General features: G+C 63.5%; 33 protein-coding genes and 1 riboswitch. Of the genes, 12 read left to right on the top strand and 21 right to left on the bottom strand.

The features are described 5' to 3' along the window. Positions 1–364 precede the first annotated feature (364 nt). Both RFM98_RS17145 and RFM98_RS17140 read right to left on the bottom strand, forming a co-directional pair. Entirely contained in the window at positions 365–1567 is a 1203-nt protein-coding gene (locus RFM98_RS17145) for a helix-turn-helix transcriptional regulator (protein WP_320309978.1), read from the bottom strand. Between the two features lie 130 nt (positions 1568–1697). Continuing rightward, on the bottom strand, positions 1698–3575 hold the full coding sequence (locus RFM98_RS17140; RefSeq protein ID WP_320309977.1) for an ABC-F family ATP-binding cassette domain-containing protein: 1878 nt from the start codon (positions 3573–3575) through the stop codon (positions 1698–1700). 137 nt (positions 3576–3712) lie between these two features. On the opposite strand from RFM98_RS17140, the gene RFM98_RS17135 reads away from it, so the two are divergent. From RFM98_RS17135 to RFM98_RS17125, 3 genes are all read left to right on the top strand, one after another. Next, entirely contained in the window at positions 3713–3982 is a 270-nt protein-coding gene (locus RFM98_RS17135; protein WP_320309976.1) for a hypothetical protein, read from the top strand. Positions 3983–4123: 141 nt separating this feature from the next. After that, on the top strand, positions 4124–4264 hold the full coding sequence (locus tag RFM98_RS17130) for a hypothetical protein (protein WP_320309975.1): 141 nt from the start codon (positions 4124–4126) through the stop codon (positions 4262–4264). Positions 4265–4551: 287 nt separating this feature from the next. Beyond that, positions 4552–4752, top strand: coding sequence for a hypothetical protein (locus tag RFM98_RS17125; RefSeq protein ID WP_320309974.1), 201 nt, complete (start codon positions 4552–4554; stop codon positions 4750–4752). Between the two features lie 123 nt (positions 4753–4875). Here RFM98_RS17125 and RFM98_RS17120 read toward each other — a convergent pair whose 3' ends face one another. The 5 genes from RFM98_RS17120 to RFM98_RS17100 all read right to left on the bottom strand — a co-directional run bounded on the left by RFM98_RS17120 (position 4876) and on the right by RFM98_RS17100 (position 8149). Then, positions 4876–5184 carry a hypothetical protein gene (locus RFM98_RS17120; protein WP_320309973.1) on the bottom strand — a complete coding sequence of 103 codons (309 nt, stop codon included), beginning with the start codon at positions 5182–5184 and terminating at the stop codon, positions 4876–4878. Positions 5185–5187: 3 nt separating this feature from the next. After that, on the bottom strand, positions 5188–5631 hold the full coding sequence (locus tag RFM98_RS17115; protein WP_320213863.1) for a Ros/MucR family transcriptional regulator: 444 nt from the start codon (positions 5629–5631) through the stop codon (positions 5188–5190). A 358-nt stretch (positions 5632–5989) separates the two neighbouring features. After that, the gene (locus RFM98_RS17110) at positions 5990–6211 is read right to left on the bottom strand and encodes a hypothetical protein (protein WP_320309972.1); all 222 of its coding nucleotides are present in this window, start codon (positions 6209–6211) and stop codon (positions 5990–5992) included. After that, complete coding sequence (locus RFM98_RS17105; protein ID WP_320309971.1) at positions 6192–7316, bottom strand: DMT family transporter; 1125 nt, start codon at positions 7314–7316, stop codon at positions 6192–6194. The genes RFM98_RS17110 and RFM98_RS17105 overlap by 20 nt, the downstream gene beginning before the upstream one ends. After that, a complete protein-coding gene (locus RFM98_RS17100; RefSeq protein ID WP_320309970.1) occupies positions 7316–8149 on the bottom strand; it encodes a hypothetical protein in 834 nt (277 codons plus the stop codon). The genes RFM98_RS17105 and RFM98_RS17100 overlap by 1 nt, the downstream gene beginning before the upstream one ends. A gap of 113 nt (positions 8150–8262) precedes the next feature. Here RFM98_RS17100 and RFM98_RS17095 point away from each other — a divergent pair, with 113 nt between their 5' ends. Beyond that, complete coding sequence (locus RFM98_RS17095) at positions 8263–9231, top strand: LysR substrate-binding domain-containing protein (protein WP_320309969.1); 969 nt, start codon at positions 8263–8265, stop codon at positions 9229–9231. Between the two features lie 432 nt (positions 9232–9663). Here the strand turns inward: RFM98_RS17095 and RFM98_RS17090 are convergent, their stop codons facing one another. Beyond that, entirely contained in the window at positions 9664–9837 is a 174-nt protein-coding gene (locus RFM98_RS17090; RefSeq protein WP_320309968.1) for a hypothetical protein, read from the bottom strand. 135 nt (positions 9838–9972) lie between these two features. Between RFM98_RS17090 and RFM98_RS17085 the strand changes: the two genes are divergently transcribed. The 3 genes from RFM98_RS17085 to RFM98_RS17075 all read left to right on the top strand — a co-directional run bounded on the left by RFM98_RS17085 (position 9973) and on the right by RFM98_RS17075 (position 12803). Then, positions 9973–10140 carry a hypothetical protein gene (locus tag RFM98_RS17085; protein ID WP_320309967.1) on the top strand — a complete coding sequence of 56 codons (168 nt, stop codon included), beginning with the start codon at positions 9973–9975 and terminating at the stop codon, positions 10138–10140. Between the two features lie 83 nt (positions 10141–10223). Continuing rightward, entirely contained in the window at positions 10224–12305 is a 2082-nt protein-coding gene (locus tag RFM98_RS17080) for an ATP-dependent helicase (protein WP_320309966.1), read from the top strand. Between the two features lie 195 nt (positions 12306–12500). Then, complete coding sequence (locus RFM98_RS17075) at positions 12501–12803, top strand: DUF982 domain-containing protein (protein WP_320309965.1); 303 nt, start codon at positions 12501–12503, stop codon at positions 12801–12803. A gap of 63 nt (positions 12804–12866) precedes the next feature. On the opposite strand, the gene RFM98_RS17070 is transcribed toward RFM98_RS17075, so the two are convergent. The 4 genes from RFM98_RS17070 to RFM98_RS17055 all read right to left on the bottom strand — a co-directional run bounded on the left by RFM98_RS17070 (position 12867) and on the right by RFM98_RS17055 (position 16523). Then, a complete protein-coding gene (locus tag RFM98_RS17070) occupies positions 12867–13682 on the bottom strand; it encodes a sterol desaturase family protein (protein WP_320309964.1) in 816 nt (271 codons plus the stop codon). 343 nt (positions 13683–14025) lie between these two features. Further along, complete coding sequence (locus RFM98_RS17065; protein WP_320309963.1) at positions 14026–14811, bottom strand: GGDEF domain-containing protein; 786 nt, start codon at positions 14809–14811, stop codon at positions 14026–14028. A 333-nt stretch (positions 14812–15144) separates the two neighbouring features. Further along, positions 15145–15825, bottom strand: coding sequence for a hypothetical protein (locus tag RFM98_RS17060; RefSeq protein WP_320309962.1), 681 nt, complete (start codon positions 15823–15825; stop codon positions 15145–15147). Positions 15826–16013: 188 nt separating this feature from the next. Continuing rightward, a complete protein-coding gene (locus RFM98_RS17055) occupies positions 16014–16523 on the bottom strand; it encodes a DinB family protein (RefSeq protein ID WP_320309961.1) in 510 nt (169 codons plus the stop codon). A 61-nt stretch (positions 16524–16584) separates the two neighbouring features. Here RFM98_RS17055 and RFM98_RS17050 point away from each other — a divergent pair, with 61 nt between their 5' ends. After that, the gene (locus tag RFM98_RS17050) at positions 16585–17277 is read left to right on the top strand and encodes a glutathione S-transferase family protein (RefSeq protein WP_320309960.1); all 693 of its coding nucleotides are present in this window, start codon (positions 16585–16587) and stop codon (positions 17275–17277) included. A 16-nt stretch (positions 17278–17293) separates the two neighbouring features. Next, positions 17294–17590 carry a DUF1905 domain-containing protein gene (locus RFM98_RS17045; protein WP_320309959.1) on the top strand — a complete coding sequence of 99 codons (297 nt, stop codon included), beginning with the start codon at positions 17294–17296 and terminating at the stop codon, positions 17588–17590. Positions 17591–17593: 3 nt separating this feature from the next. Here RFM98_RS17045 and RFM98_RS17040 read toward each other — a convergent pair whose 3' ends face one another. Beyond that, positions 17594–17809 (bottom strand): hypothetical protein, encoded by a 216-nt coding sequence (locus RFM98_RS17040; protein WP_320309958.1) that lies wholly within the window; start codon positions 17807–17809, stop codon positions 17594–17596. 174 nt (positions 17810–17983) lie between these two features. Here RFM98_RS17040 and ndk point away from each other — a divergent pair, with 174 nt between their 5' ends. Together ndk and RFM98_RS17030 are read left to right on the top strand one after the other, a co-directional pair. Next, the gene (gene ndk, locus RFM98_RS17035; protein ID WP_320213849.1) at positions 17984–18406 is read left to right on the top strand and encodes a nucleoside-diphosphate kinase; all 423 of its coding nucleotides are present in this window, start codon (positions 17984–17986) and stop codon (positions 18404–18406) included. A 216-nt stretch (positions 18407–18622) separates the two neighbouring features. Further along, positions 18623–18805 (top strand): hypothetical protein, encoded by a 183-nt coding sequence (locus RFM98_RS17030; protein ID WP_320309957.1) that lies wholly within the window; start codon positions 18623–18625, stop codon positions 18803–18805. Here RFM98_RS17030 and RFM98_RS17025 read toward each other — a convergent pair. From RFM98_RS17025 to RFM98_RS17005, 5 genes are all read right to left on the bottom strand, one after another. Next, positions 18787–19131: a DUF190 domain-containing protein gene (locus RFM98_RS17025; RefSeq protein ID WP_320213847.1), complete on the bottom strand. Its 345-nt coding sequence runs from the start codon at positions 19129–19131 to the stop codon at positions 18787–18789. The two genes, RFM98_RS17030 and RFM98_RS17025, sit on opposite strands and share 19 nt — an antisense overlap. Positions 19132–19161: 30 nt before the next feature. Further along, the gene (gene crcB, locus RFM98_RS17020) at positions 19162–19584 is read right to left on the bottom strand and encodes a fluoride efflux transporter CrcB (protein WP_320309956.1); all 423 of its coding nucleotides are present in this window, start codon (positions 19582–19584) and stop codon (positions 19162–19164) included. 12 nt (positions 19585–19596) lie between these two features. Continuing rightward, entirely contained in the window at positions 19597–20010 is a 414-nt protein-coding gene (gene crcB / locus RFM98_RS17015; protein WP_320309955.1) for a fluoride efflux transporter CrcB, read from the bottom strand. A 96-nt stretch (positions 20011–20106) separates the two neighbouring features. Further along, positions 20107–20172, bottom strand: a riboswitch (Fluoride riboswitch). Positions 20173–20378: 206 nt separating this feature from the next. Next, positions 20379–20645 carry a hypothetical protein gene (locus RFM98_RS17010; protein WP_320309954.1) on the bottom strand — a complete coding sequence of 89 codons (267 nt, stop codon included), beginning with the start codon at positions 20643–20645 and terminating at the stop codon, positions 20379–20381. A gap of 168 nt (positions 20646–20813) precedes the next feature. Beyond that, the gene (locus tag RFM98_RS17005) at positions 20814–21230 is read right to left on the bottom strand and encodes a MarR family winged helix-turn-helix transcriptional regulator (protein ID WP_320309953.1); all 417 of its coding nucleotides are present in this window, start codon (positions 21228–21230) and stop codon (positions 20814–20816) included. A gap of 103 nt (positions 21231–21333) precedes the next feature. Between RFM98_RS17005 and RFM98_RS17000 the strand changes: the two genes are divergently transcribed. Then, on the top strand, positions 21334–21810 hold the full coding sequence (locus RFM98_RS17000; RefSeq protein ID WP_320309952.1) for a cupin domain-containing protein: 477 nt from the start codon (positions 21334–21336) through the stop codon (positions 21808–21810). 36 nt (positions 21811–21846) lie between these two features. On the opposite strand, the gene RFM98_RS16995 is transcribed toward RFM98_RS17000, so the two are convergent. The 3 genes from RFM98_RS16995 to moaD form a co-directional block, all read right to left on the bottom strand. Next, a complete protein-coding gene (locus tag RFM98_RS16995) occupies positions 21847–22263 on the bottom strand; it encodes a YbaY family lipoprotein (RefSeq protein ID WP_320309951.1) in 417 nt (138 codons plus the stop codon). A 78-nt stretch (positions 22264–22341) separates the two neighbouring features. After that, positions 22342–22821 (bottom strand): molybdenum cofactor biosynthesis protein MoaE, encoded by a 480-nt coding sequence (locus tag RFM98_RS16990; protein WP_320309950.1) that lies wholly within the window; start codon positions 22819–22821, stop codon positions 22342–22344. A 1-nt stretch (position 22822) separates the two neighbouring features. Beyond that, positions 22823–23074, bottom strand: a complete 252-nt coding sequence (gene moaD / locus RFM98_RS16985) for a molybdopterin converting factor subunit 1 (RefSeq protein WP_320309949.1) — start codon at positions 23072–23074, stop codon at positions 22823–22825.

The following is a 23074-nucleotide window of genomic DNA, read 5'->3' as shown; positions in this document are numbered from 1 at the left end:
CGGCGGCGCGCCGACGCCTGGCTGAAGCGGGCGGAAAACATCAGGAATGGGCTCTTGTCTTCCTGTCTGGCATGAATTTGGTCCGAGAACCGGCTTCAGCCCGTGACTGGCGCGGGTCTTCCGGCGCGGGGTCATGCTGTCGTCGCCTACAGCGCCGCGCGTCTTTCAAGACGTGCAAAGGATGCTATAGTATTTTGAATTTGCTGTATAATTTTATCCTTAAATCGATTTCGATTTAAGGAATTACGCACCAGGGGCCACCTCCTCGTTCTGAAGGCAGAGTGTATGACCCTGGCGCTATCTGAACAGATGCCGCCTGATACCAACTTCAACGCTTCTGCCCGTCTTCTGCAACTTTGCGGGATCATGCTCTGGAGTCGGGAAGCGGATGAGTGGACCTGAGCAGCGCGACCAGCTGGCTCTGATGATGGGCGCCCGTCTTGCGGAAGATGCGGATCAGATAGTTGCGCGCGGTGCCGAAGCCGATGCCGGCTTGCGCGGCGGCCTCCTTGAGAGACAGGCCCGTGGCGAGCGCGCCCGCCAGCCGCGCTTCGGCCGGCGTCAGGTCGAACAATCCGCAAAGCATGGCTGGCGCAGGCGCTTGGGCGTCCGCTCCGACTGTCGTTACGACAAGCAGGGCGTCGCCGCCCGAAAAGATGTCGTGCGCGGCGCGGCGCAGCGGCAGAAGGTGGACGATGATGGCCGGACCCTCCCCGGCGGCCGGAACGGGAATCGAGCGCACGACGCGATGATCGCCGTTGTGCTCGATCGCCTGCCGCAGAAGTGCGTCGGCCGATGCGCTGGCGAGCGCGACGCCGCCATGGGCCGTCGCAACAAAGACATCGGCCAAGGCTTCCAACAGGTCGTTGGCGGCCAGCACGCGTCCTGCGCTGCTGAGGACCGCCGCCGGCAGGCCGATCTCGCGAAGCGCGGAAACCGTGCCTTTCGCCTGCTCCAGCCACAACCTGCTGGCGACGAGGCCGGCGCGGGCGAGATGCGGGCGCAGCCGGTCGAGTTCCACAATCGCCTCCGGCTGATGGCGTCCATCGCTCTGCCAGCGCTCGAATGAAAAGGCCGCCGTTTCGCCGCTGGGCATCGGGACCCGGGCGGTGATCTGCTCGCCGAGCCCGAGCTCGGCGAGCCCGAGGAGGGCCCCGTCGCGCTCGAACTGCTCAGGCGGGATGTAGTCGGCCATGTAGAAGAAGCGCGACAGCTCGCCCGGCTTGACCCAGGTGAGGGTCCGCACGCAAACGCTGTGCTTCCAGTCCTCCGAGGTCGTGAAGTTCCGCAGCAAATCCTCCGTGAACTCCGTCGTGCGGTAGCGGGGAGGCCGTTCCGGGCCATCGAACACCAGCAGCGTGCCGGAGGCCGATCCGGAAAGGCTGCTCATGTCCTCCAGCACTTCAGGCCACAGTTCCGGCACGAAGGCCGCCTCGTAAATCCTGTCCTCGATCTGGTCAGTCATGCCCCGCAGTTCGTTCCCCCAATTGCGGATCTCTTCCGCCGGCGCCGGGTTCGCCGACCGCGCAGGCAGGGCGGAACCTCGCCGAACCCTTTCGAGCCGCACTGGGAAGATGAACGACTGATGACGCCGGCAATGCAAGCAAATAACGGCATGAGCGCAGAATTGTTCGCAATCCGTCCTTTATTTGCGCGTATTGTCTTCCGCCCAGAGATTGCTGCCAGGGACTGAAACCCTACTCCGCGATCCCTTCCTCATATTCCGCCGACATGGTCAGCCATTTGTCCTCGTTGAGCGCCAGCGTATGCGCCAGCTGCGAGCGCTCCTTGGCCAGCCGTGTCGCGGTCGAGGGGTCCTTCTCGTAAATCGCCGGGTTGGCGAGCTCGTCCTCGATGAGGTCCATTCGCTTGCGGATGCGGTCCATCAGCGCCTCGGTGGCGCGGATTTCCTTGGCTAAAGGTTCGAGCGCGGCGCGGCGCTGGGCGGCCTCGCGGCGGCGGTCGGCCTTGGACGCCTTGTCGGCTTCCTTCTGCTCGCGGCGGTTGGAGGACACGCCGGTCACCAGCGTCTTATAGTCCTCGAGGTCACCGTCATAGGGATTGACCGCGCCGTCCTTGACCAGCCACAGCCGGTCGGCCGTCGCTTCCAAGAGATGCCGGTCGTGCGAGATGAGGATCACCGCGCCAGGGAAATCGTTCAGCGCATGGATCAGCGATTCACGACTGTCGATGTCGAGGTGGTTGGTCGGTTCGTCGAGGATGAAGAGGTTCGGTCCCTCAAAGGCGGACAGGCCCATCAGAAGGCGCGCCTTCTCGCCGCCGGACAGGTCCTTTGCGGCTGTGTTCATCTTCTCGGTCGACAGGCCGAACTGGGCGACGCGGGCGCGCACCTTGGCTTCCGGCGCATCCGGCATCAGCCGGCGCACATGCTCATAGGCGCTTTCCTCTGGGCGCAAATCGTCGAGCTGGTGCTGAGCGAAGATCGCCACCTTCAGCCCCGGCGCAACCGTCATGGAGCCGGTCTCGGCCTTGAGCCGGCCGGCGAGCAGCTTGGCGAAGGTCGACTTGCCGTTTCCGTTGGCGCCGAGCAGCGCGATGCGGTCGTCGGCATCGATGCGCAGCGTCATCTTCTTCAGCACCGGGCTGCCCTCGGTGTAGCCGACATTGACGGCATTCAGTGCCACGATCGGCGAGGCCACCGTCTTCACCGGCTCGGGGAAGGAAAACGGCCGCACGGTATCGTTCATCACTGCGGCGATCGGCTTCAGCTTCTCCAGCGCCTTCAGACGCGACTGCGCCTGCCTTGCCTTGGAGGCCTTGGCGCGAAAACGCTCGACGAAGGATTCCATGTGCTTGCGCTGCGCTTCCTGCTTGACGCGGCTCTTTTCCTGCAGCTCACGCTGCTCGGTGAGCTGGCGCTCGAACTGGTCGTAGCCACCGCGCCAGAAGGTCAGCTTCTTCTGGTCGAGATGGACGATCGAGTTGACGGCGCGGTTGAGCAGGTCGCGGTCGTGCGAGATCAGCAAAACCGTGTGCGGATATTTGGAGACATAGTTCTCCAGCCAGAGCGTGCCTTCGAGATCGAGATAATTGGTCGGCTCGTCGAGCAGCAGAAGGTCGGGCTCGGAGAACAGCACGGCGGCCAAAGCCACGCGCATGCGCCAGCCGCCGGAGAAGGACGAGGCCGGCCGCCTCTGCGCGGCATCGTCGAAGCCGAGGCCGGCCAGGATGGTGGCGGCGCGGGACTCGGCCGAATGGGCGTCGATGTCGGCCAGCCGGATGTGGATCTCGGCGATGCGGTGCGCGTCGGTGGCGGTCTTTTCCTCTTCGAGCAAAGCCTGGCGCTCGACATCGGCTTTCAGCACGATCTCGATCAGCGGTTCCTCGGTGCCGGGCGCTTCCTGCGCCACCTGGCCGATGCGGGTGTTTTTCGGCAGGCTGATCGAGCCGGTCTCGGACGGGAAATCGCCGGTGATCGCCTTGAACAGAGTGGTCTTGCCGGTACCGTTGCGGCCGACCAAACCGGCCTTGGTGCCGGCCGGCAAGGTCAGCGAGGCATGATCGAGAAGCAGCCGCCCCGCCATGCGCAGCGTAAGATCGTTGATGATAAGCATAAGCGGGCTTTTGCACGGGACATCGGCGCTTCGCAAGAGCCAGACCTTGGATGGGGCTCGACGCCTGCGACCGCGGGCCATCCGCCAAAAAGCCCGACGGACGGGAACCAGTTGCCTGCCGGAGCGTTTTGCAGCCCGTGATCCGCTATCTCGCCCTCGCCTTCATCTTCTTCCAGGTCGCCACGACAACCGCGCTGGCGACGCAGGTGGTTCTGTTCGAGGACGATGCCGCCGCGGTCGCCGAACCCGCGAGCGGGGCGCAGGCACAGCCGATCACCCCTCTCGAGGAGGAAATGGCCGGTCCACCCTCCTCGGCCGCAGCGCAGCTGTTGCGGAGGACGGGCAGGCCAGAGGGGCGCACGACAGAACACCTGGTGATCCAAATTTATGCCGGAAATCAAATCTGACTGAAACGCCGGCGGGATAGCGCCTCCCCCCTCTGCCCTGCCCGTCCTCCCGTCACACTTTGCTTGCCACGTCACAGTTTGGCGTTGATCGCCGCTATCGCAATCCGCCGGCAAGGCGAAATCGGACCAATAAGTCTCGCCATGCGTCCAGGTGTCGCCGGCGACCACCCGCCCTGCAACGGCCAGATCGCATGCGGCATGATGATCGACGAGATCACGCGCGGCTGCGCCATGATCGGCAACGACAATCGGCCGGCCTTCTGTTCCGCTTACAAAGACTGAGCGCGCTGCCCGGTCCCCGCTGGCCCGCGACGATCAAAATTCCGCTGCGGAAGATCAACCCGGCATAGCAACCGCAAGTTCGCCTTTGGTTCAATATTGGCACGAGAAGAGACGATACAAAGGACAGCAAAATCTTCCGGGTCAGGCGTGATGCTTATCAAAAATTGATTCCAGTTTTGATCGCAAGTCTGCGATCTTGTGGATGCGCCGTGAGTCGTGAGTGGGCGCCAACGATAACTTGGCACAAATAGCTCGGCCAAATAACTTGGCTATGTCAGGAGTTCGCGATGGGCGAAGCAGTCAACGATCTGCGCATGTTGAGATATGTTGCGGAGATCGCGCGCAGGCTGGCAAAGATGCTTTCGCGCACGCGCTACCAGATGCTTGTCTATCTTCTTGAAATGACGGCGGTTGAAGCGGAGAACCTTGCGAGCGAACAGGGTCCCCAACGCGCCCGGCCGGTCGGGCCGCCTCAGGCCCACGGCTAAAGCATTTCACCGTTTCACGGAAACAGCGAACCGCTCTCTATCTCTTTGTTCTGACGCAACTCCGGACGGAAGGCTACGGCGAGGCGCCGAGCCCAACCGCTACGTACTTTTCCTGGAACTGCTCTAACAAATCGCGCGCGGCTGACCGCTTGCCGTGAGACGGTCCAGAACGGCGAGGCAATTCAGCCTGTACGTCTCGATGGCCGATGGATCATCGCATACGACGATGGCGCGCTCGAACCGGTCGAGCGCGTGGAGCGCCGCAAGCAGGTCACCGGGCGGCTTGCCCAGCGAAAACAGGATGCGCCTCGCCTTCACGCCATCGGCCGCGTCCACCGAAGACTGGGCGGCTACCCCACGGCGCAACGCGCCGAGGGCGGCCTGATGGTCGCGCCACGGTAATGGCGAGACATCATCCGTTGCGGGCAGCATGCCTCAGGCTTTGGCCTTGCGCTTGCCCTTGCCGGCGTCGCCGGCGGCCGGCTTGCGGCCGAGGCCGGAAGACTTGGCCAGCGCCGAGCGGGTGGCCGAATAGCTCGGCGCCACCATCGGATAGTCGGCGGGCAGGCCCCATTTGGCGCGGTATTCATCCGGCGTCAGACCATGGTCGGTCGCAAGGTGGCGCTTCAACGACTTGAACTTCTTCCCATCCTCCAGGCAGACGATGTAGTCGGGAAAGACCGAGCGCTTCGGGTTCACGGCGGGCGTCAGCGCCACCGCCTCCTTGACAACGCTGCCGCCGGCGAGCTTGCGCACCGAGGCGCTGACGCTGGCGATCAGATCAGGCAGGCCGGAGGCGGGAAGCGGGTTGTTGCCGACATAGGCCGAGACAATGTCGGCGGTCAGCTCGATTGCAGTCTTGTCATCAATGTTGGACAACTTTTTTCACCTTCTGCTGGTCCTCAAATCGCCAGCTCTTTTTTTTAAGACTTTCGTCGGTGTATCGAATTGGACCTGTCCCCCAACGGACCGTCCAGTGTCAGTAAAGCTACCAGACTCAATACAGGGTGATGTTTCTACGCGATCTGCAAACGCGCAAGTTAGGAATTCTAATAGCTATAACAAACACTTTATAGCACAGGCGGTCCGCCTGGACGCGTAAAAGTCGCTATAGCACTTCGATTTATCGTGGAAGTTGCTGAAAAATCGAAGTTCAGGCCAAGTTCCGATGCGGCAACGATAATCCGCCGGCCGGATAGTCGACCATGCGCGATTCGGCGGAGCCGTGGCAAATCGCTCATTTGGCGGCGACGCCGCGGCTGATATCCGCCGGTGGCTTGTCCGCCAGGATTTCCAGCACGCGCTTCCAGCGCGCGCAGCGGCCGAAATCCTTCTGCTCGATAGCCTTTTCCGCCTTCATGGCCGCATAGAGCGGCGCTTCCGCGCCAAATTCCCTGACCAGCCAGTGCGCCTCCTGTCTGGCGCGGCGTTCGTCCTCGTCAACGAGCATTTTGGACATCGTCCCGGGTCTCCGTACCTTCGATGCCGACCGCAAGGCAGCTGCCGATGACGAGGACGGCGCCGGCGACCGCCGTCGTCGACAGGCTTTCGCCCGAGAGCGTCAGCAGAAACGTCGAAGCGATCGGCGTCAGATAGGCGACGACCGCTATCCTGCCGCCGTGATCGAGCTTTGCCGCGCGCGACCAGAAATAGTAGCCGAGTCCCATCGGGCCGGCGCCGAGATAGAGGCCGAGCAGAAGGTGCGCGCCGGTCGGGCGCACGACGCCATCATGCAGGCACCAGGCAAAGGTGAGCGCGACGCCGATCAGCGCCGAGGGCAAAAGCAGACGTTCCGGCGAGACGGCAAGGCGGCCTACGGTGAGCGAGTAAAAAGCCATGCAAAGCGCCGAGCCGAAAGCGGCGAGGTAGCCGACGAGGCTGCCTTCGAACCAGGTCTGCGCGCGGCCGCCGGAGATCACCAGCGCGACGCCGACGAAGCCGAGCGCCGCGGCCAGCCCAAGCAGCAGCGGACGCCGCGGCCGGCCAAGCAGGATAACCACCGCCGCAGTCATCAGCGGCCAAGTATAGGCAACGAGGTTCGCCTCGATAACCGGCATCGAGGCGAAGCCGATATATTGCAGCACCATCGTGCCGACCAGGCCCAGGAAGCCGACGGCGTAGGCGAGCGCAGTATTTCCCTTCTCCCCTTGTGGGGTCCGAAGGACGGGGCGAGACCCGCGGCTCGCCCCCGGGTGGTGGCCTCGCGAAGCGAGGTCGGATGAGGGGTGTTCCAGGGAACGCCACGGCCTCACTTCGCTGGAACACCCCTCATCCGTCTCGGCGCTGCGCGCCGATCCACCTTCCCCCACAAGGGGGGAAGGAGAAGTGCCCGACAGCCTGATCAGCGCAAAGACCAGGGCCGCGCCGCAAAATTGCAGGAACTGCACTTGCGACACCGGATAGCTGGCAAGCAGCGTCTTGCCGACCAGGGCGTTGGTAGCCCACAGCGCCACGGCGCCGAGGGCGAAGACCAGCGCCGCCCCGGGGGCGACGCTGGAGCGGGTTTGACTTTCCGGCACGAGGCTCAGCGGCACTGAAGGCGGCTCGGCCGGATCATGGCTCATTACCACGACTCCCTTGCCCCGCCCGGGACCGTCTCCGCCGTCGGCTGCGGCACGGGATGCTCCCCGGCATGGCGGCGATAGGCGGGCAGCTGGTTGGTCCAGACATCCTCGGCCAGCTCGTTCACCCAGGCACGGTCATGGTCGTTGTCGGCGGCGAGGTAGAACATGCGGTTGTCGTCGACATAGGGCTTGGTCGCCGAACGCTGGTTGAGCACCAGCGTGACGCGCTCGCCGAGCTGGATCGGCGCGGTGCGGTGGAGCACGCCGAGGAACTGGCCGAGCGTGGCGTAGTTCATCTTGTGGTCGATGCGCATGATCTTGTTGCGCGGCAGGTCGCGGCCGGTTTCCAGGATCGAGCGGCCGGTCTCGGAATCGTCGCAATAGATTTCAAGATGACCGCCGATGAGAGGGTCGCTGATCGACAGCGGAATGAGCTCCGTCACCGGAACGCCATCGCAATGCCATTCGACCGCGCCGTCCTTCGGGTTCATGAAGGTGACGGTCGAGCCGACGATCGACAGCGGATACGGCTCAAGCTTGGTTCCCATCATGTCGGACAGCTTTTCCAGGCGCAGCTTGTCGTGCAAAAGCTCCTTGATCTCCGGAATATAGCGGTCGGCGCCGGTGATAAAGGTGAGGTCGAGATGCTTGTGCACGGCATGGCTGGCTTTCAGCTTCAGGGCGGCTTCCTCGATGGCGGCAAGCAGAGCGGGGTCGTAACCATGACGATACTGGGCGACGCCGAAGCCCGACACTTTCCATGCCGTCTCATGGCCAATGATGGCCTCGCGGCTCATTGCACAGCGCAGTTCGGGAATTGTATGGGCGTTCATTCTACTTTCTCCAAGGTGGGGGCAACACTTGCTTAACAGTCATTTGAACGCCTACCCCTGTAAATTTAGGAATGCTGGTGGTAGCGTAAGCCCAGCTTAAGGTCGAAACCCCCGTGCGGCTGCTCAGTCAGGTCAACCTCAACTCGCTGAAAATCGTGGAAAGCGCCGCGAGGCACAGAAATTTCACGCGCGCGGGCGAAGAGCAGTTTATCACCGCTTCCGCCGTCAGCCAGCGGGTGAAGAGCCTGGAGGATCAGCTGCGCTTCAAGATATTCGAGCGCGGCGGCAATGCGGTGTCGCTGACGCCGGAGGGCGAGACCTATGTGGCGCGCGTGCGCGAAGCGCTGGAGCGGATCGTGGCGGCCAGCATGGAGGCTACCGGCCAGTCGCAGGCGCATGTGCTTCGTATCTGCGTGCTGCCGACCTTCGCCGCGCGCTGGCTGTTTCCGCGGATGTCGTCCTTCCAGCGGCATTTTCCCGACATCGAGATGCGGGTGTCGACTTCCTACGCCACGCATGAATTCTCGACCTCGGAATACGATCTCGAGATCCGCTATGGCGACGGCAATTTCCCCGGCCTGACCTGGGAGCTGCTGTTCAGGGAGGATTTGACGCCAGTATGCAGCCGCAAGCTCTTCCACGACGTGCTGGGCGACAAGCCGCTGTCGAAGGTGACGCCGGAAGATCTGCGCTACTTCACGCTGCTGCATTCCGACACCTGCACCCAGAACTGGCAGTCGTGGCTGGGCTTTGCCGGCGCGAGCTTCGTGCTTGGCAAAACCAGGAGCGTCTATTTCGATTCCTGCATGATGTCCTACGAAGCGGCCAATGCCGGCATGGGCTTCGCCGTCGCCAACCGCGCCTATATGGCAAGCGACATCCGCGCCGAACGGCTGGTGGCCCCCTTCGCGGTCCACCACCCCAACACGGCGGGCTGGTATTTCGTCAGCCCCCTCAAGGCGCTCGGCGCGCGCAAGGTGGAGCTATTCAAACAGTGGATCATGGCCGAGGCGGCGCTGACGCAGCGCCAGCTGGACCTCGAGATCGCCGGCGGACAACAGGGGCGCGCGGCGCTGGCGTGAGGGTCGTCGGATTGCCGGCTACCAACGTTCGCGCAGATTTATCTCGATGCCCCTTGTGTCCAATATCCGGCCGTCGGCATCGATCGAAACTTCACGGAAGTAGTAACCCGGCTTTGATGTCCTTTCGATGAGGCAGCTTATCTGCACGAACTGAGACGCCATCTTCGTAGAGCCGCGCCGGAACTGCAGCCATTCGTGGTTGGAATGCGTGACGATGCAGCAGCCGGGGTTGCTTCGCAATTTTCCGGTGATTTATCTGGTGCCGTATAGCCGGCTACCGCGATCGCACCATGACGTGACGGAAAGACTCAGCTATCTTGGACTGTGCGGCGGGCCTGATTTTCCCGCTTGGCCGGCGCTCCTTTCCTCCCAAGCAGCGCCGGCCTTCTTCGTTTCAGCCCAACGGCAGTTTCGGCCGGACCTGCCTTGTCCCTATTGCTTGGGCGGCGTGCCTGGCTGATCACCGCCGGTGGTCGATTTCGGCACCGGGTTCTTGTCGACCTGTGGGTTCTGGTCGACGGGTGCCTTGGTGGGCGGCACGCTGTTGTCGCAGGCGGCGAGCGCGAGCCCTGCCGCGAGAGCCAGCAGCACAGGAAGCTTCCTCATGACGACCTCCTCTCGTTCGCTCCTCGGAGCAAACGAAGCGATGGCGGTTTGGTTGCGTGAGGCGGTTTGGCTGGAAGGGAACCAACCGCGGCGCGCCCGGTTGAGAGCCAATCGAACCGCATGAGGAGATTTGCCATGATCCGCCTGCTGCTAACAGGCCTGTTTGCCTACATCGCCTATCGCGTCGCTGTGAGGATCATCGACGAGGTTCCCGGCGATGTCGCGCCGCTGGACATGCCCGGCGACGAAAGACGCGCGCTGCGTCGCCAGTCGGCTGCGATGGGGGTCGAGCCGAGACGGTAGTTCAGTCGGCTTCGCCAATCACAAGCGCCAAGGGGCGAGATCAGCCGTATTGCGAACAAAGCGGAAACGATGCTTGATGGGCGATGAACATCGCCGCTCGTGATTCGTCCTTCGAGGCGCCCGCTTATCTTGCCCGGCTGAATGATGAGCAGCGGCTGGCGGTGGTGCATGGCGACGGCAAGGTGGCCGCGCCGCTTCTGGTGATCGCCGGCGCCGGCTCCGGCAAGACCAACACGCTGGCGCATCGCGTTGCCCACCTCATCGTCAAAGGTGCCGATCCGCGCCGCATCCTGTTGATGACCTTCTCGCGCCGCGCCGCCGCCGAGATGGCCAAGCGGGTCGAGCGCATTGCCGGCGAGGTGCTGGGACGCGACGCGGCCATCATTGCCGACGCGCTCGCCTGGGCCGGTACTTTTCACGGCATCGGCGCCAGGCTGTTGCGCGACTATGCCGAGCAGATCGGCCTCGATCCGGCCTTCACCATCCATGACCGCGAGGATTCGGCCGACCTGATGAATCTCGCCCGGCACGAGCTGGGATTCTCGAAAACCGAAAGCCGCTTTCCGACCAAAAGCACCTGCCTGCAGATCTATTCGCGGGTGGTGAACGCACAGACGCCGCTGGGCGAAGTGCTGGGCTCCGCCTTCCCTTGGTGCTCAGGGTGGGCAGAACAGCTCAAGGAATTGTTTGCGGCTTACGTGGAGGCCAAGCAGGCGCAGAACGTCCTCGACTACGACGACCTGCTGCTCTACTGGGCGCAGATGGCGGCCGAGCCTCAGATCGCCGCCCACCTCGGCAGCCGTTTCGACCATGTGCTGGTCGACGAATACCAGGACACCAACCGGCTGCAGGCCTCGATCCTCTTGGCGCTCAAGCCGGATGGCGCGGGGCTCACCGTGGTGGGCGACGACGCGCAGTCGATCTATTCCTTCCGCGCGGCGGAAGTGCGCAACATCCTCGATTTTCCAAAGCAGTTCGCGCAAGCAACCGCGGTCGTCATGCTGGAACGCAATTACCGCTCGACCGAGACGATCCTGGCCGCCGCCAACACGGTGATCGGCGAGGCAAGCGAGCGCTTCACCAAGAACCTGTGGACCGAGCGCCGGTCCTCGCACAAACCGCAGCTGGTCAGCGTGCGCGACGAGGCCGAGCAGGCCAATTATGTCTGCCAGGCGATCCTGGCCGAACGCGAGGCCGGCACGGCGCTGAAGGCGCAGGCAGTGCTGTTCCGCACATCGAGCCACAGCGGGCCGCTGGAGGTGGAACTGACGCGCCGCAACATTCCTTTCGTCAAATTCGGCGGCCTGAAATTCCTCGATGCCGCGCATATCAAGGACATGCTGGCGATGCTGCGCTTCGCCGAGAACCCGCGCGACCGCGTCGCCGGTTTCCGCGTGCTGCAATTGATGCCAGGCATCGGGCCGTCCGCCGCCTCGCAGATCGTAGACGCCATGGCGACGTCGCTCGACGAGACGCTGGGCCTCGCCCGCTTCCGGCCGCCGCAGCGCGCGGCTGAAGCCTGGCCGGTGTTCCTCGACATCTATAGCGGGCTGCGCGCCGGCGCCAAATGGCCGGCCGACCTCGAGCGGATCAGGCTTTGGTATGAGCCGCATCTGGAGCGCATCCATGAAGACGCCATCACGCGGCGGGCCGATCTCCTCCAGCTCGAGCAGATCGCCTCGACCTATCCCTCGCGCGAGCGTTTCCTGACCGAGCTGACACTCGACCCGCCCGACGCCACCAGCGACCAGGCCGGGCCGCCGCATCGCGACGAGGATTACCTCATCCTGTCGACCATCCATTCGGCCAAGGGCCAGGAGTGGAAGAATGTCTTCGTGCTCAACACCGTCGACGGCTGCATCCCGGCCGATCTCGGCGTCGGCACCAAGGAGGACATCGAGGAGGAACGCCGTCTGCTCTATGTGGCGATGACCAGAGCCAAGGACAGCCTGCATCTCGTCGTGCCGCAGCGCTTTTATCCGCACAACCAGCCGGCGCGCGGCGACCGCCACGTCTATGCCTCGCGCACCCGCTTCATCCCGGCCTCTATGCTTTCGGCCTTCGAGCAGTCGTCCTGGGCGAGTGCCGCGCTCAAGGACGACCCGCGCCAGAGACCGGGCGTCAAGGTCGACCTCGGCGCGCGCATGCGCGGCATGTGGAAATAGGCCGCCTGCCCGTTCCGGCCGGCTGCCAGGCGAAGAGCCCGATTTGTTTGCGCTCCAGCAGGACGGCATATCGAGCCAGTCCGAGAAAAATTGACATGCGCGGAACCTCTCGCCGCAAGCAGCGTTGTGTGGCGTCCCACCCCCAGACCGGAGGCGGCAGCCCCGCCGTTTTCGCAGCCAATTGACGAGGTCCGAATGTACGACAGGATGTTCTTCACCCCGGTCGCTCTCAGCGTCGGCGCCGGCCACAAGCGCATGATCGCCTCGCTGTTCGAGATGCATGACTTCCTGACCGAATTCCCGCCGTCGCGCCGTCGCCTCAGCTACGGCGCCGCGGTGAGGGCCTGCGAGGCCGCGCGGAGCGGCGATATCCCGGCCGAAGCCGCGCGCGATGCACTGATCACCTTCGCGGTGACAGCCGGCGTCCTGTGGCCTTCGGAGCAGCCGGTCATCTCGGTCAAGCCCGTGGCGCGCGGCTATGGCGGCTTTGCCGCCTGAACTTACGGCAAAAGACCATCCTCCCGGGAAGCCCGCCACCAGACGGCGGGCTTTTTCATACCATCATTCCGGCTTGCCGGCGGCGGATGAGGCGTCGGCGATCGGCGCGGCCGGCTCGGCCGCTGCGGCGAAGGGGTAGACGAACTGCTGGTGGTAGAGCTGCGGCACCGGCTCGTCGACACCGTATTTTTCCGGCATGCCCTGCGGCATGAACAGGGTGCCGGCGATCAGGTCGAGGAAGGGCAGCTGGCCGGCGAAATTCTTGTCATAGGCCTGACGCTCGTTGGCGTGGTGCCAGTGATGGAACTGCGGCGAGGCAATCAGCCATTTCAGCGGTCCGAACTTGATGCGTGTGTTGGAGTGGATGAACACCGACTGCCATTGATAGATCAGCACGTAGATGAGAACCGCTTCGCCGGAAAAGCCCAGCGCGAGCAGCGGCAGGAACGAAGCCGACTTGGTCAGGATCTGGTCCACCGGGTGCACGCGGTGGGCGGCCAGCCAGTCCATCTCCTCGATCGAGTGGTGGATGGCGTGGAAGCGCCACAGGAACGGCACCGCGTGGAAGGCGCGATGGGCAAGGTAGAAGCCGATGTCGGCGACGAGCAGCACTTCGATCGCCTGCAGCCAGATGGGCTGCGACTGGACGGCGGCGGTAAGCGCCGCGGGAACGAAACGCTGGACCAGGAGCATCGTCGCGCCGATTACCAGCAAGATGCCGAATTTGATGACGATGCCGTTGAAGAGCAGATAGAAAACGTCGTTCAGCCAATGCCGGCGCGTCGCAGATTGCTCGCCATGCAGGGGCAGGAGCTGCTCCAGCGGAATGAAGATGAGGGCGATGACCAGCACCGCCTTTAGGTCGATAAGATCGAACACGGTCGCTCGCGGATCGGCTGAAGTCAGCCGCCGACACTAGCCGCCAAAGCATGAACGGACCGTTGATGGCGCCGCCGGCATGCGCGGCACTTTGGGATGGGCGAAAAATCTCGTGGAACTTTTCGACCGCTGCGTGAAACACCGCACGGGACATTCGACCGGCCGCTGCTCAATCGCAGCCACGGCTGACCGCACTCAAGGTGCGCCGGCAAGGCGTTTAAAGCGCATGCCGAAGCGGATTAATGCATGTCGCCCAGAAGTGTGCAGCGGTTCTGGGACAACGACATGCATCAAGACAAAGACTTAAAGCGCGTCGCCTGAATCCGGTTCAGCGCGACGCGCTTTAGTGCACGGTACCGCCAGCGTCGCCGGCAGGTCCGCCGCGCGGGCTCTCGAAGCTCACCTGGTCGCGGCCGTTGGACTTGGCCCTGTAAAGGTGGCGGTCGGCGACCTGGAACACGTCGTGGTAGGTGGTCGGGCCGCTGAAGGCGATACCGCCGATGCTCACCGAAAGCGGCCAGGGCCGCCCGTCGGGCGCAAACTCCGCCTCGCGAATGCGGCGCCTGATGGATTCGGCGACCAGGAAGGAGCGCGCGGCGTCGGCGCCGGGCAGGAAGACCGCGAATTCCTCACCGCCGATGCGTCCGACAATGTCGGCGCCGCGCAGTTGCCCCTTGATCGTCGCGGCGATCAGCCTGAGCGCCTGGTCGCCGCAATCGTGGCCGAGGCGGTCATTGATCGACTTGAAGTGGTCGGCATCGACGATCAGCAGCGCGCCGGCATCGGCGACCGTCTGGCCGCGCGCCTGCTGGAGGTAGGCTTCGACCAGCATCGAGAAGGCGCCGCGGTTGAAGACCGCGGTCAGGCTGTCGGTCGCGGCAACGACGCTGAGCTCCTTCTGCGCGATGGCCAGCTGGCGCATCTTCCACATCAGGACGAACAGGAAGGAGCCGCCAAGGACAAGCGGCAGGAAAAGATCCGTGAGTTGCGCCCAAAGCAGCGCTTGCGGCGACAGCGAGGGGAAATTGAAGGAATCGACGAAGAAGGCGGCGGCAATGAAAAAGGCGGTGCCGGCGGCTGTGACCACCAAAACCCTGCCCCAGCTTGTCGGGGACAAATCGATGCGCATGCCATTGCTCCCGTTGCAACGGCTCCATTTTGGGGCAGGAGCGCAAACGAAGTCCTAATCTATTAGGTTCAATGCAAGTTTGGTTAACCAGAGGTCGGGACCGGCCCACCTCGACGGGCAACAGAAAGCCCACCACCGCTGGTGGCGGGCTTTCCGACTGGCCGGAGGTTCTCGTCAGCACGCCGCAGGCTGCGCCGGCGGCGCGGTAGGAGAGTGCCGTGGAGCCTCACGGCTGGTCCGACACTGGTCCATTGCCCGGTGTTGCCTGGCGGCACCCGGAACGGCATGGCACTCTGACCTGGCGCATGATCCTGCCGGATCCTCGATCCGGCGTCAGCGACGCGAGATCATCAGGCACAAGGCCCTGAGATCGCTGTCATAGGCACCTTCGCTGGAAAGCACATCGACACACCGCTTCTTCATGCGCGCGAGCTGGCTGCTCGTCATCTGAGCGACGGCACGTTGTTGACCGATGGTAGCTGGCGTGCCGGGGGTACCCGGAACTCCCAGTGTGCCTGGTGTGCCGATACCGACGCCGACACCGCCAGAAGCTCCAAGCGTGCCGATGCCTACATTGGCGCCCCTAGTGCCGACCGAGGCGGTGGCTCCGGTGCCGCTGGTGCCGCCGAGGGAAACCGCCGCATCCCCTGCCTGGCCGCCGCCAAGCGAAACCGAGGTGTTTGCACCGCTGGTGCCGCCGATGGAAGCCGTCGCACTGGTGCTGCTTCCCCCGAACGAGGCGTTTGCATTGGCGCCGCTTGCCCCGCCCGCGTTGGCGCTGGCGCTGTTATCTCCGACGGATGCGCCGCCGAGACCACCAAGCCCGAGACTTGCAGCATTCGCTGGAACTGCCAAAATAGCGATAATCGTGCCACAGGTAAGGGCTTTATACATTTTTCGAACGATACTAGGCATGACACTCTCCTTTTGAACGCCATATTTGCTGCGCTGCGCCATATTAGCATCGCGTGTTTTAGCTATGACTTGCGCGCAAATATCTACGCCGAAAGCCATGACTCGGTTTCGGATGCGAATTTTTAAGAATAGTTTGTAGTTTTTGATCTCTATATCGAAATATTAAATAACCTTACGATATTACATCAATATTTAAGGTAAAAGCTCCAGACGCGAGACGTTCTCACAGCAGGCGCGAGTGACAATGAAATCGCACCAGAAACGTGAGACTTCTCCAGAGCGAGGCTTCAGGCATAGGCGCGGCCTTCCTCGGAGCGCTGGAACAGCATCAGGTCGAGCGGCACGGAAGGCCGGCCGAGCACCGTCAGCACCATATGCGCCTGGCCGCGATGATGGGTCTGATGGTTGAAGAAATGGCTGAGCGCCGGCGGAAGCCGCTGCGAGACCGTGCGCATGTCGACGGTCATGTAGGAGAAACGGCCGGCAATCGCCTTGTCGCCCATGCCGCTCACCCAGTCGACGATCCTTCTGTCTTCAGCCTCGCGCGCCAGTTTCAAGGCCGGCAAGGCTCGGTAGAGGATGGCGGCGGTGTTGGCAGGCGCGTCGCCTTCGCCGGTGAAGCGCTTCATCCAGACACGGTCGACGGCGAGCAGATGGTTGAGCGTGCCAAGCATCGAGCCGAAGAAGGCACCGACGTCACGACCGAGCTCGTCTTCGCCAAGATCGGCGGCGGCATCGTAGAGGCGGCCATTGGCCCATTGATTGTAGGCCGCAAACATCATGAAATGCTGCTTCATTCTTCCCACCCGGCTCATCGCGAATCCGGGCTCTTCGTAACCCGCAGCAACGGACCCGCCAATGACCATTCTGCTCTACGACCTCGTCGGCCATGACACCGCCCGCCCGTTCAGCCCGCATTGCTGGAAGACCAAGATGGCTTTGGCGCATAAGGGGCTCGCCGCCACCAAGGTGCCGACGCGCTTCCTCGAGGTGCCGAAAGTCGAGGGCGGCGTATCGAAGACGGTGCCGGTGATCCGCGACGGCGAGCGTGTGGTGGCCGATTCCTTCGCCATCGCGCTCTATCTCGACGAAGCCTATCCGGAACGGCCGACGCTGTTTTCCGGCGAAGGCGGCAAGGCGACGGCGCGCTTCATCGAGCGCTGGTCGCAGCTCACCATCCATCCCTATATCGCGACGGTGGCACTGACCGATCTGCATGCGATGCAAGACGTGCCGAATGCGGCCTATTTCCGCGAGAATCGCGAGCAGCGCTACGGCAAGCGGCTGGAAGACGTCGTGGCCAACCGCGATGCCGGGCTCACAGCCTTCCGCGCCGCGCTGGAGCCGCTGCGCTCGACGCTCACCTACCAGCCCTTCATTGGCGGCGAGGCGCCGCTGTTTGCCGATTACATCGTGTTCGGGGCGCTGCAATGGGGCCGCATCGCCTCGCCTTTCCAGTTGCTCGACGATAGCGACAGCATCGCCCACTGGTTCGAGCGCTGCCTCGACCTGCATGGCGGGATCGGCCGGCAGGTCGCGGCGGCGGCGTGAAGGCCGCGAGCGTCGGATGTTGCGCTATGAGATGCAGGCCGAGATCTGGGTCTATCCCGGCAAAGGCGGCTGGCATTTCATGACGCTGCCAACCGACTTCGCGGCACGGATCAAAGCGGCGATGGCGGGACTTGCGCGCCCCTGGGGCTCGCTCGGCGTCACGGCTAAGATCGGCAAGACCAGGTGGCAAACATCGCTCTTTCCCGACAAGGCGTCTGGCAGCCTGCTGTTGCCGGTCAAGGCCTCGGTGCGCCAGCGCGAAGGCCTCAAGGCCGGCGATGCGCCGACATTGACCATTGAGATCGAGCTTTAGCGCCTATTCCTGGCGCTCCTTGTTCGCCTCGCCCTTCTCGACCAGCCTGACGCAGATCGGCTCGCCCTCACCCACGCGCGTGCACTGCCATTCCGGGCCGAAGCCGAAATTGTGATCCCGCGGCGGCAGGACCAGCACGGCGAAGACGAGCACGGCAAGGACAACGGCCATGAAGAGAATACCAGCGATATCGCCACGTCTGAGGTAGGGCCAGTTCATTGCCTCGGGCTCCACGCCGCGATGCTTCAAGCCTGCGTTCCGCGCGTTCGCAGCCGTCTAATTATCCCGCAAAGGGCTCGCCTTGACCAGAAGCCGCCTCCCCTTGGCAAGCCGCCAAGCGACTTGTATAGAGCCCGCCACTCCAATTTCCATTCCCAGAACAAGGACGACCCTATGGCGATCGAACGCACCTTCTCCATGATCAAGCCGGACGCGACCAGGCGCAACCTGACGGGCGCCATCACCAAGATGCTGGAGGACGCCGGCCTGCGCGTCATCGCATCGCGCCGGGTGTGGATGAGCCGCCGCGAGGCGGAAGGTTTCTACGCCGTCCACAAGGATCGCCCGTTCTTTGGCGAGCTGGTGGAATTCATGTCGTCGGCTCCGACCATCGTGCAGGTGCTGGAAGGCGACAACGCCATCGCCAAGAACCGCGAAGTGATGGGCGCCACCAACCCGGCCAATGCCGCCGAGGGCACCATCCGCAAGGTGCACGCCCTGTCGATCGGCGAGAACTCGGTGCACGGCTCGGACGCGCCGGAGACCGCCGCGCAGGAGATCAAGTACTGGTTCTCCGACACCGAGATCGTCGGCTAAGGATAACGAAGCAACCCGGTCGGACCGGGTTGCTTCGTTGCTTGCGGGTGGACAAACCCGCCGAACACCCTAGATCGGCGGCATCGGCGACAAGATGGCTAAGGGCGTCGCCGGCTGTGAGCGACCATCGCGCTTCCGCCCGATAGGAGGGAGGGGAGCATAGTCAAGCCCCATGTTTCCGAAAGTGGCGCTGCCTATCCGGACGATCTCGTCCTGTTGAAGCGTATCTATGACCAGATCTGCGAGGAGCGCGGCATCGCCGTGGGAAGCTCCGCGGCATCGGACCTGGCAGTAGAGGCGATGAAACTCTTTTCCGCCGGTATCTTCGACGAAGGGACGATCGGCCGCCATCTTCGCGGCGGCTCACGGGGGATCGGGGTTCAGTCCCCGTCGCCGTAGCGGATGACTTCGACCTTCTCCCGGGTGATCAGGCAGCTCTTCGTCTTCGTCAGCGCCTTGATCTCGGGGATCAGCGCATCGATCTTCTCCGGCGCGTCGACGATCTCGACAACGATAGGCAGATCCTGCGACAGGCGCAGAATCTTGGCGGTGTGCAGCACGCTGGAGCGGCCGAAGCCGAGCGGACCTCTCAGCACCGTGGCGCCGGCCATGCCGGTCTCGCGCGCCTTGATGACGATCGCCTCGTGCAGCGGCCTGCCGTCGGCCGCTCTGTCGTCCTCGCCGAAGAATATCCTGAGCAGCGCGCATTGCGCGGGAAGTTCCATGTTCTCCTCCCTGATTGCCTGTTGGCCTGATTATCTGTTGACGGGCAAGCGGTTCAACCTGGACGCCATGAGATAGCCCAGCCACGCGGCGGCGAGCGACAGCCCGACCACACTGATGAGATAGGTCGCGGCCAGCGGCAAGTCGCCCTCGAACAGCAGGATGAAGGTATCGAGGCTCATCGCCGAGAAAGTGGTGAGGCCGCCGCAGAAGCCGGCCATGACGAAATTGCGGCTGGCGGGACCGACCATCAGGCGGCCGTCCGGCCCGGTCAGCGTGGCGAAGGCCATGATGATCCACGAGCCGACAACATTGACGAAAGCGGTCGAATAGAGCGCATTCAGGCCAAGCTGCGAGACGATGACATAGCCCGACAGGAAGCGGGCCAGCGAGCCGATGGCCGCGCCGCAGCCGACCGCCAGATACAGCCGCATAGCCGTCTGCCTGTCCGCCATCGCTCAGGCCGCCTAACCAATCGTCCAGGTGGTTGAATCAACCACCCAGACGACGGCCAGGAAGCCGAGAGCGACGGACAGCACACACAGCACCGACGAAGCGACGACGTTGAAGGCGGCAAGCCGCCCCTCGCCGTCGAGCGCCAGGTTGAGCGTCTGCAGGCAGAAGGACGAGACCGTGGTGTAACCGCCGAACAGGCCGACGACGATCAGGTCGCGGACGAGATCGCTGGCAAAGACGCCGCCATGCGCCCGCGCCGCGCCGGCGAAGGCGCCGATGGCAAGAGCGCCGGAAACGTTGACCAGCAGCGTGCCCCAGGGAAAGGTCTCGCCGATGCGACGGCCGACCACGCCGGAGAGGAAAAACCGGGAAATACCGCCGAAGAACCCGCCGATCAGGACCAGGGCGCAAGCCGCAAGGGTCATCGCTTCATGCCTTTCCAAACGCGATTCCAGACGGAATCACCTCGACAAAGCAGGCACTATGCGAGCGGAAAAAACAAATCCTGCCGCGCGAGAGCAAGCCTGGCAGAAGTCATCAGCCCGGTATGTAGGCGGTTTCGGGGGAACCCCATCCCCATTTTCGCGGGAGGCTAGGCGGTCGCCGCGGCGTGGTCAATTGCGTGGCGCTCGATTGAAAGACTGAACTATTGAGACGAGCCGACCCGCAAGAGCATTTCACCGTTTCATGGAAACGGCGAACCGCTCCATCTCTTTGTTTTCACGCAATTCCGGACGGAGAACGGCATCCCACTTGCTCTTAAAAACCCGCCCCCCTCTCGGCGGGCTTAACGTCATTTCGGCTGGCGATCCTTCACATTCGCATGATCGTTCGCCGTTTCATTGTCGGTGGCCGGTGTCTGGGTATCGGCACCCGCGAACGGGCTGCCCTGACCAGGCGCGAGATCGCCGCTGTGGCCGGCCTTATTGGTCTGGAACGGCTGCCCGTCAGGACTCAACCCATGCTGAGTGGCATTGAACAGATGGTCGTCCGCCCTGGCAAAGCCGGCGAAGGCGATCAGCGATACACCGGTAATGAGGATGAGCATGTAGTTTTTCATATCTGGTCTCCTTTGAGGTGCCAGATCGATCCGCGCATTCGGTCCGACGGCTTCAACGAAGGGACGTTTTCGGGAAACATCCCCTTTGCCTGCCCGCCACGTTAGAAGGAACGCTTCGTAGGCCCGGATTATTCCCGGCAATGGTGGTCGGCCCGAGGGGCACCCGCTTCAGCGAATAAGCGACGTATCCCAGAGATCGCCGAGCAGTCGTTTCAGCTCATGAAAGCGCTTTTCGCCAAGTTCGTCGGCCCATTCGCGCTCGATGTCCAACAGGATGTCGGCCATCTTCTGATAGGCCGCGCGGCCGCGGTCGGTGAAATTGACGACCGTCCCGCCGCCGTCGTCAGGCGCCATGGAACGCGTGATGTAGCCCATGCCCTCCAGCGTCTTCAGCAGCTGGTTCATGGCCTGCTTGCTCATGGCCGCACGCTCGGCAAGCGCGCTCGGGCGCATCCCGTCCGGACCCGGATACTGGATCACCGCCATATGCGGCGGGCTGAGGTCCTCGAATCCGGATGCCCTGAGCTCCCGGATCAGCTTGCGGTGGATGGCCATGGCCGGCACGCGCAGCAGCGCGCCGATCAAAGGAGGCCTCCTTGGCGGGTCATCCGTGAGTTGGGCCATTGACAGTCCGGTAAATTGAATTTACTCATATCGGTAAATTCGATTTACCATGCGGGAGGATGCAATGCTAGAAAAAGCCAACCAGATCCGCGTCAATCCGGCAGACGAGACAATCGGCGATGGCCGGCTTGCCGTGCGCTTCCTTCTCACCGGCGAGCAGTCGAACGGCAGCATCGCCGCCTTTGAGCTGACGGTGCCCGGCTCCCAGCGCCTGCTCGCCCCGGCACACAGCCATGACCACTATGAAGAGACGATGTATGGGATCGAGGGCGTACTCTCGCTTACCGTCGACGGCCAGCAGCACAACATCGAGCCGGGACAAGCCCTGTGCATTCCGCGCGGCGCGGTCCACCGCTTCGACAACAACACCACCGAAACCGCCAAAGTGCTGTGCGTGGTGACATCCGCGGCGATCGGCCCGGAATATTTCCGCGAGGCATTTGCCATCTTCAGCGCCGGTGGCCCGCCCGACCGCGCGAGGCTCATGGACCTGATGCGCCGCTTCGGCCTGACGCCGGCGCCACAGCCGCCACAGGGCTGATCTTTTGCGAAATGCCTCGGCTCGCTTGGTGAAGCGTCAGGACGCTGCCATCTTCAGTACGACGGTCTGCGGCTTGCCATCCAGCGGATCGACCTGATGGCGGCTGTCGGTGATGAACAACAGCCGGTCCTCGACAGTTATGCGGGCCTGCAGCGCATAGGTCCTGCGGGGCTTGATCGCCTTGGGATCGAAGCCGATCTCGAACTTGATCGGCACTTGGCCGGCCGGCGCTATTTTGCGCTTGGCAATCACGGTTGCCGGCGCATCGGCCAGCGAGACGTCGGCGATCTCGACCGAAAGCACGGCATCGGGCGGCAGGGCGACGCGCTCGCGGTAGGTCACCTCGCCGGCAATCGTCTTTTCACCGGCCTTGGTCACTTCCGGCACGGCAAGCACGCCGACGACCAGCGGCACCAGCCCAAAGATGAAGAATTCCGCGATGCGGTCCAGCATGACCCTGCTCCGCCAAGCAAATCAAACCGATTGGCAAGGTCGGGAAGGATTGCGGTCGTTCGATGGCCGAGGCCGGACTTATTCGCCAGATTTCTTCCAGCGGTCGGCGGCCTCGTCGTCCGCTTCCTTGGCCTCGACCCAGCCGCCCTGGGTGCCGTCGGCGAGATGCTCCTTCTTCCAGAAGGGCGCGCGCGACTTCAGATAGTCCATGAGGAAATCCGCCGCCTCGAAGGCCGCCTGCCGGTGCGACGAGGCCGCCACCACCAGCACGATGTTTTCGCCCGGCGCTATCTTTCCATGGCGATGGATGACGGTGAGCCCCTGCAGCGGCCAGCGCTCGAGGGCTTGCGCGGCGATACGGCCGATCTCGGCCTCGGCCATGCCGGGATAGTGCTCGAGTTCGAGCGCCGACAGCGCGCCCTGTTCGTCACGGCAAAGGCCGGAAAAAGTCACCACGGCGCCGACATCGGCGCGGCCTTTGGTCAGGCCGGCGATCTCGGCGGCGACGTCGAAATCCTCGCGCTGGATGCGGATGGCGGGCAAGACCGCGCCGGCCATCTCAGCCCCCGGTCATCGGCGGAAACAGGGCGATCTCGCGCGCGCCTTCTATCTTCTCGCGGTGGCCGACATGTTCCTGATTGATGGCGACGCGGATGACGTCCGGGTATTGCAGCGCGTTCTCGTACTCCTCGCCGCGCGACTTGAGCCAGCCAAGCAAATCGGCGACCGTCTCGATGCCGGCCGGCAATTCGACATCCTCTTCCGGCTTGCCGATCCGCTCGCGCACCCAGGCGAAATAGATAAGGCGCAT

Origin of the sequence: Mesorhizobium australafricanum, assembly GCF_033977265.1 — a bacterium.
GTDB classification, from domain to species: domain Bacteria; phylum Pseudomonadota; class Alphaproteobacteria; order Rhizobiales; family Rhizobiaceae; genus Mesorhizobium; species Mesorhizobium australafricanum.
The sequence above is the reverse complement of the archived record's forward strand: the minus strand, read 5'-3'. Positions and strand labels throughout refer to the sequence as shown.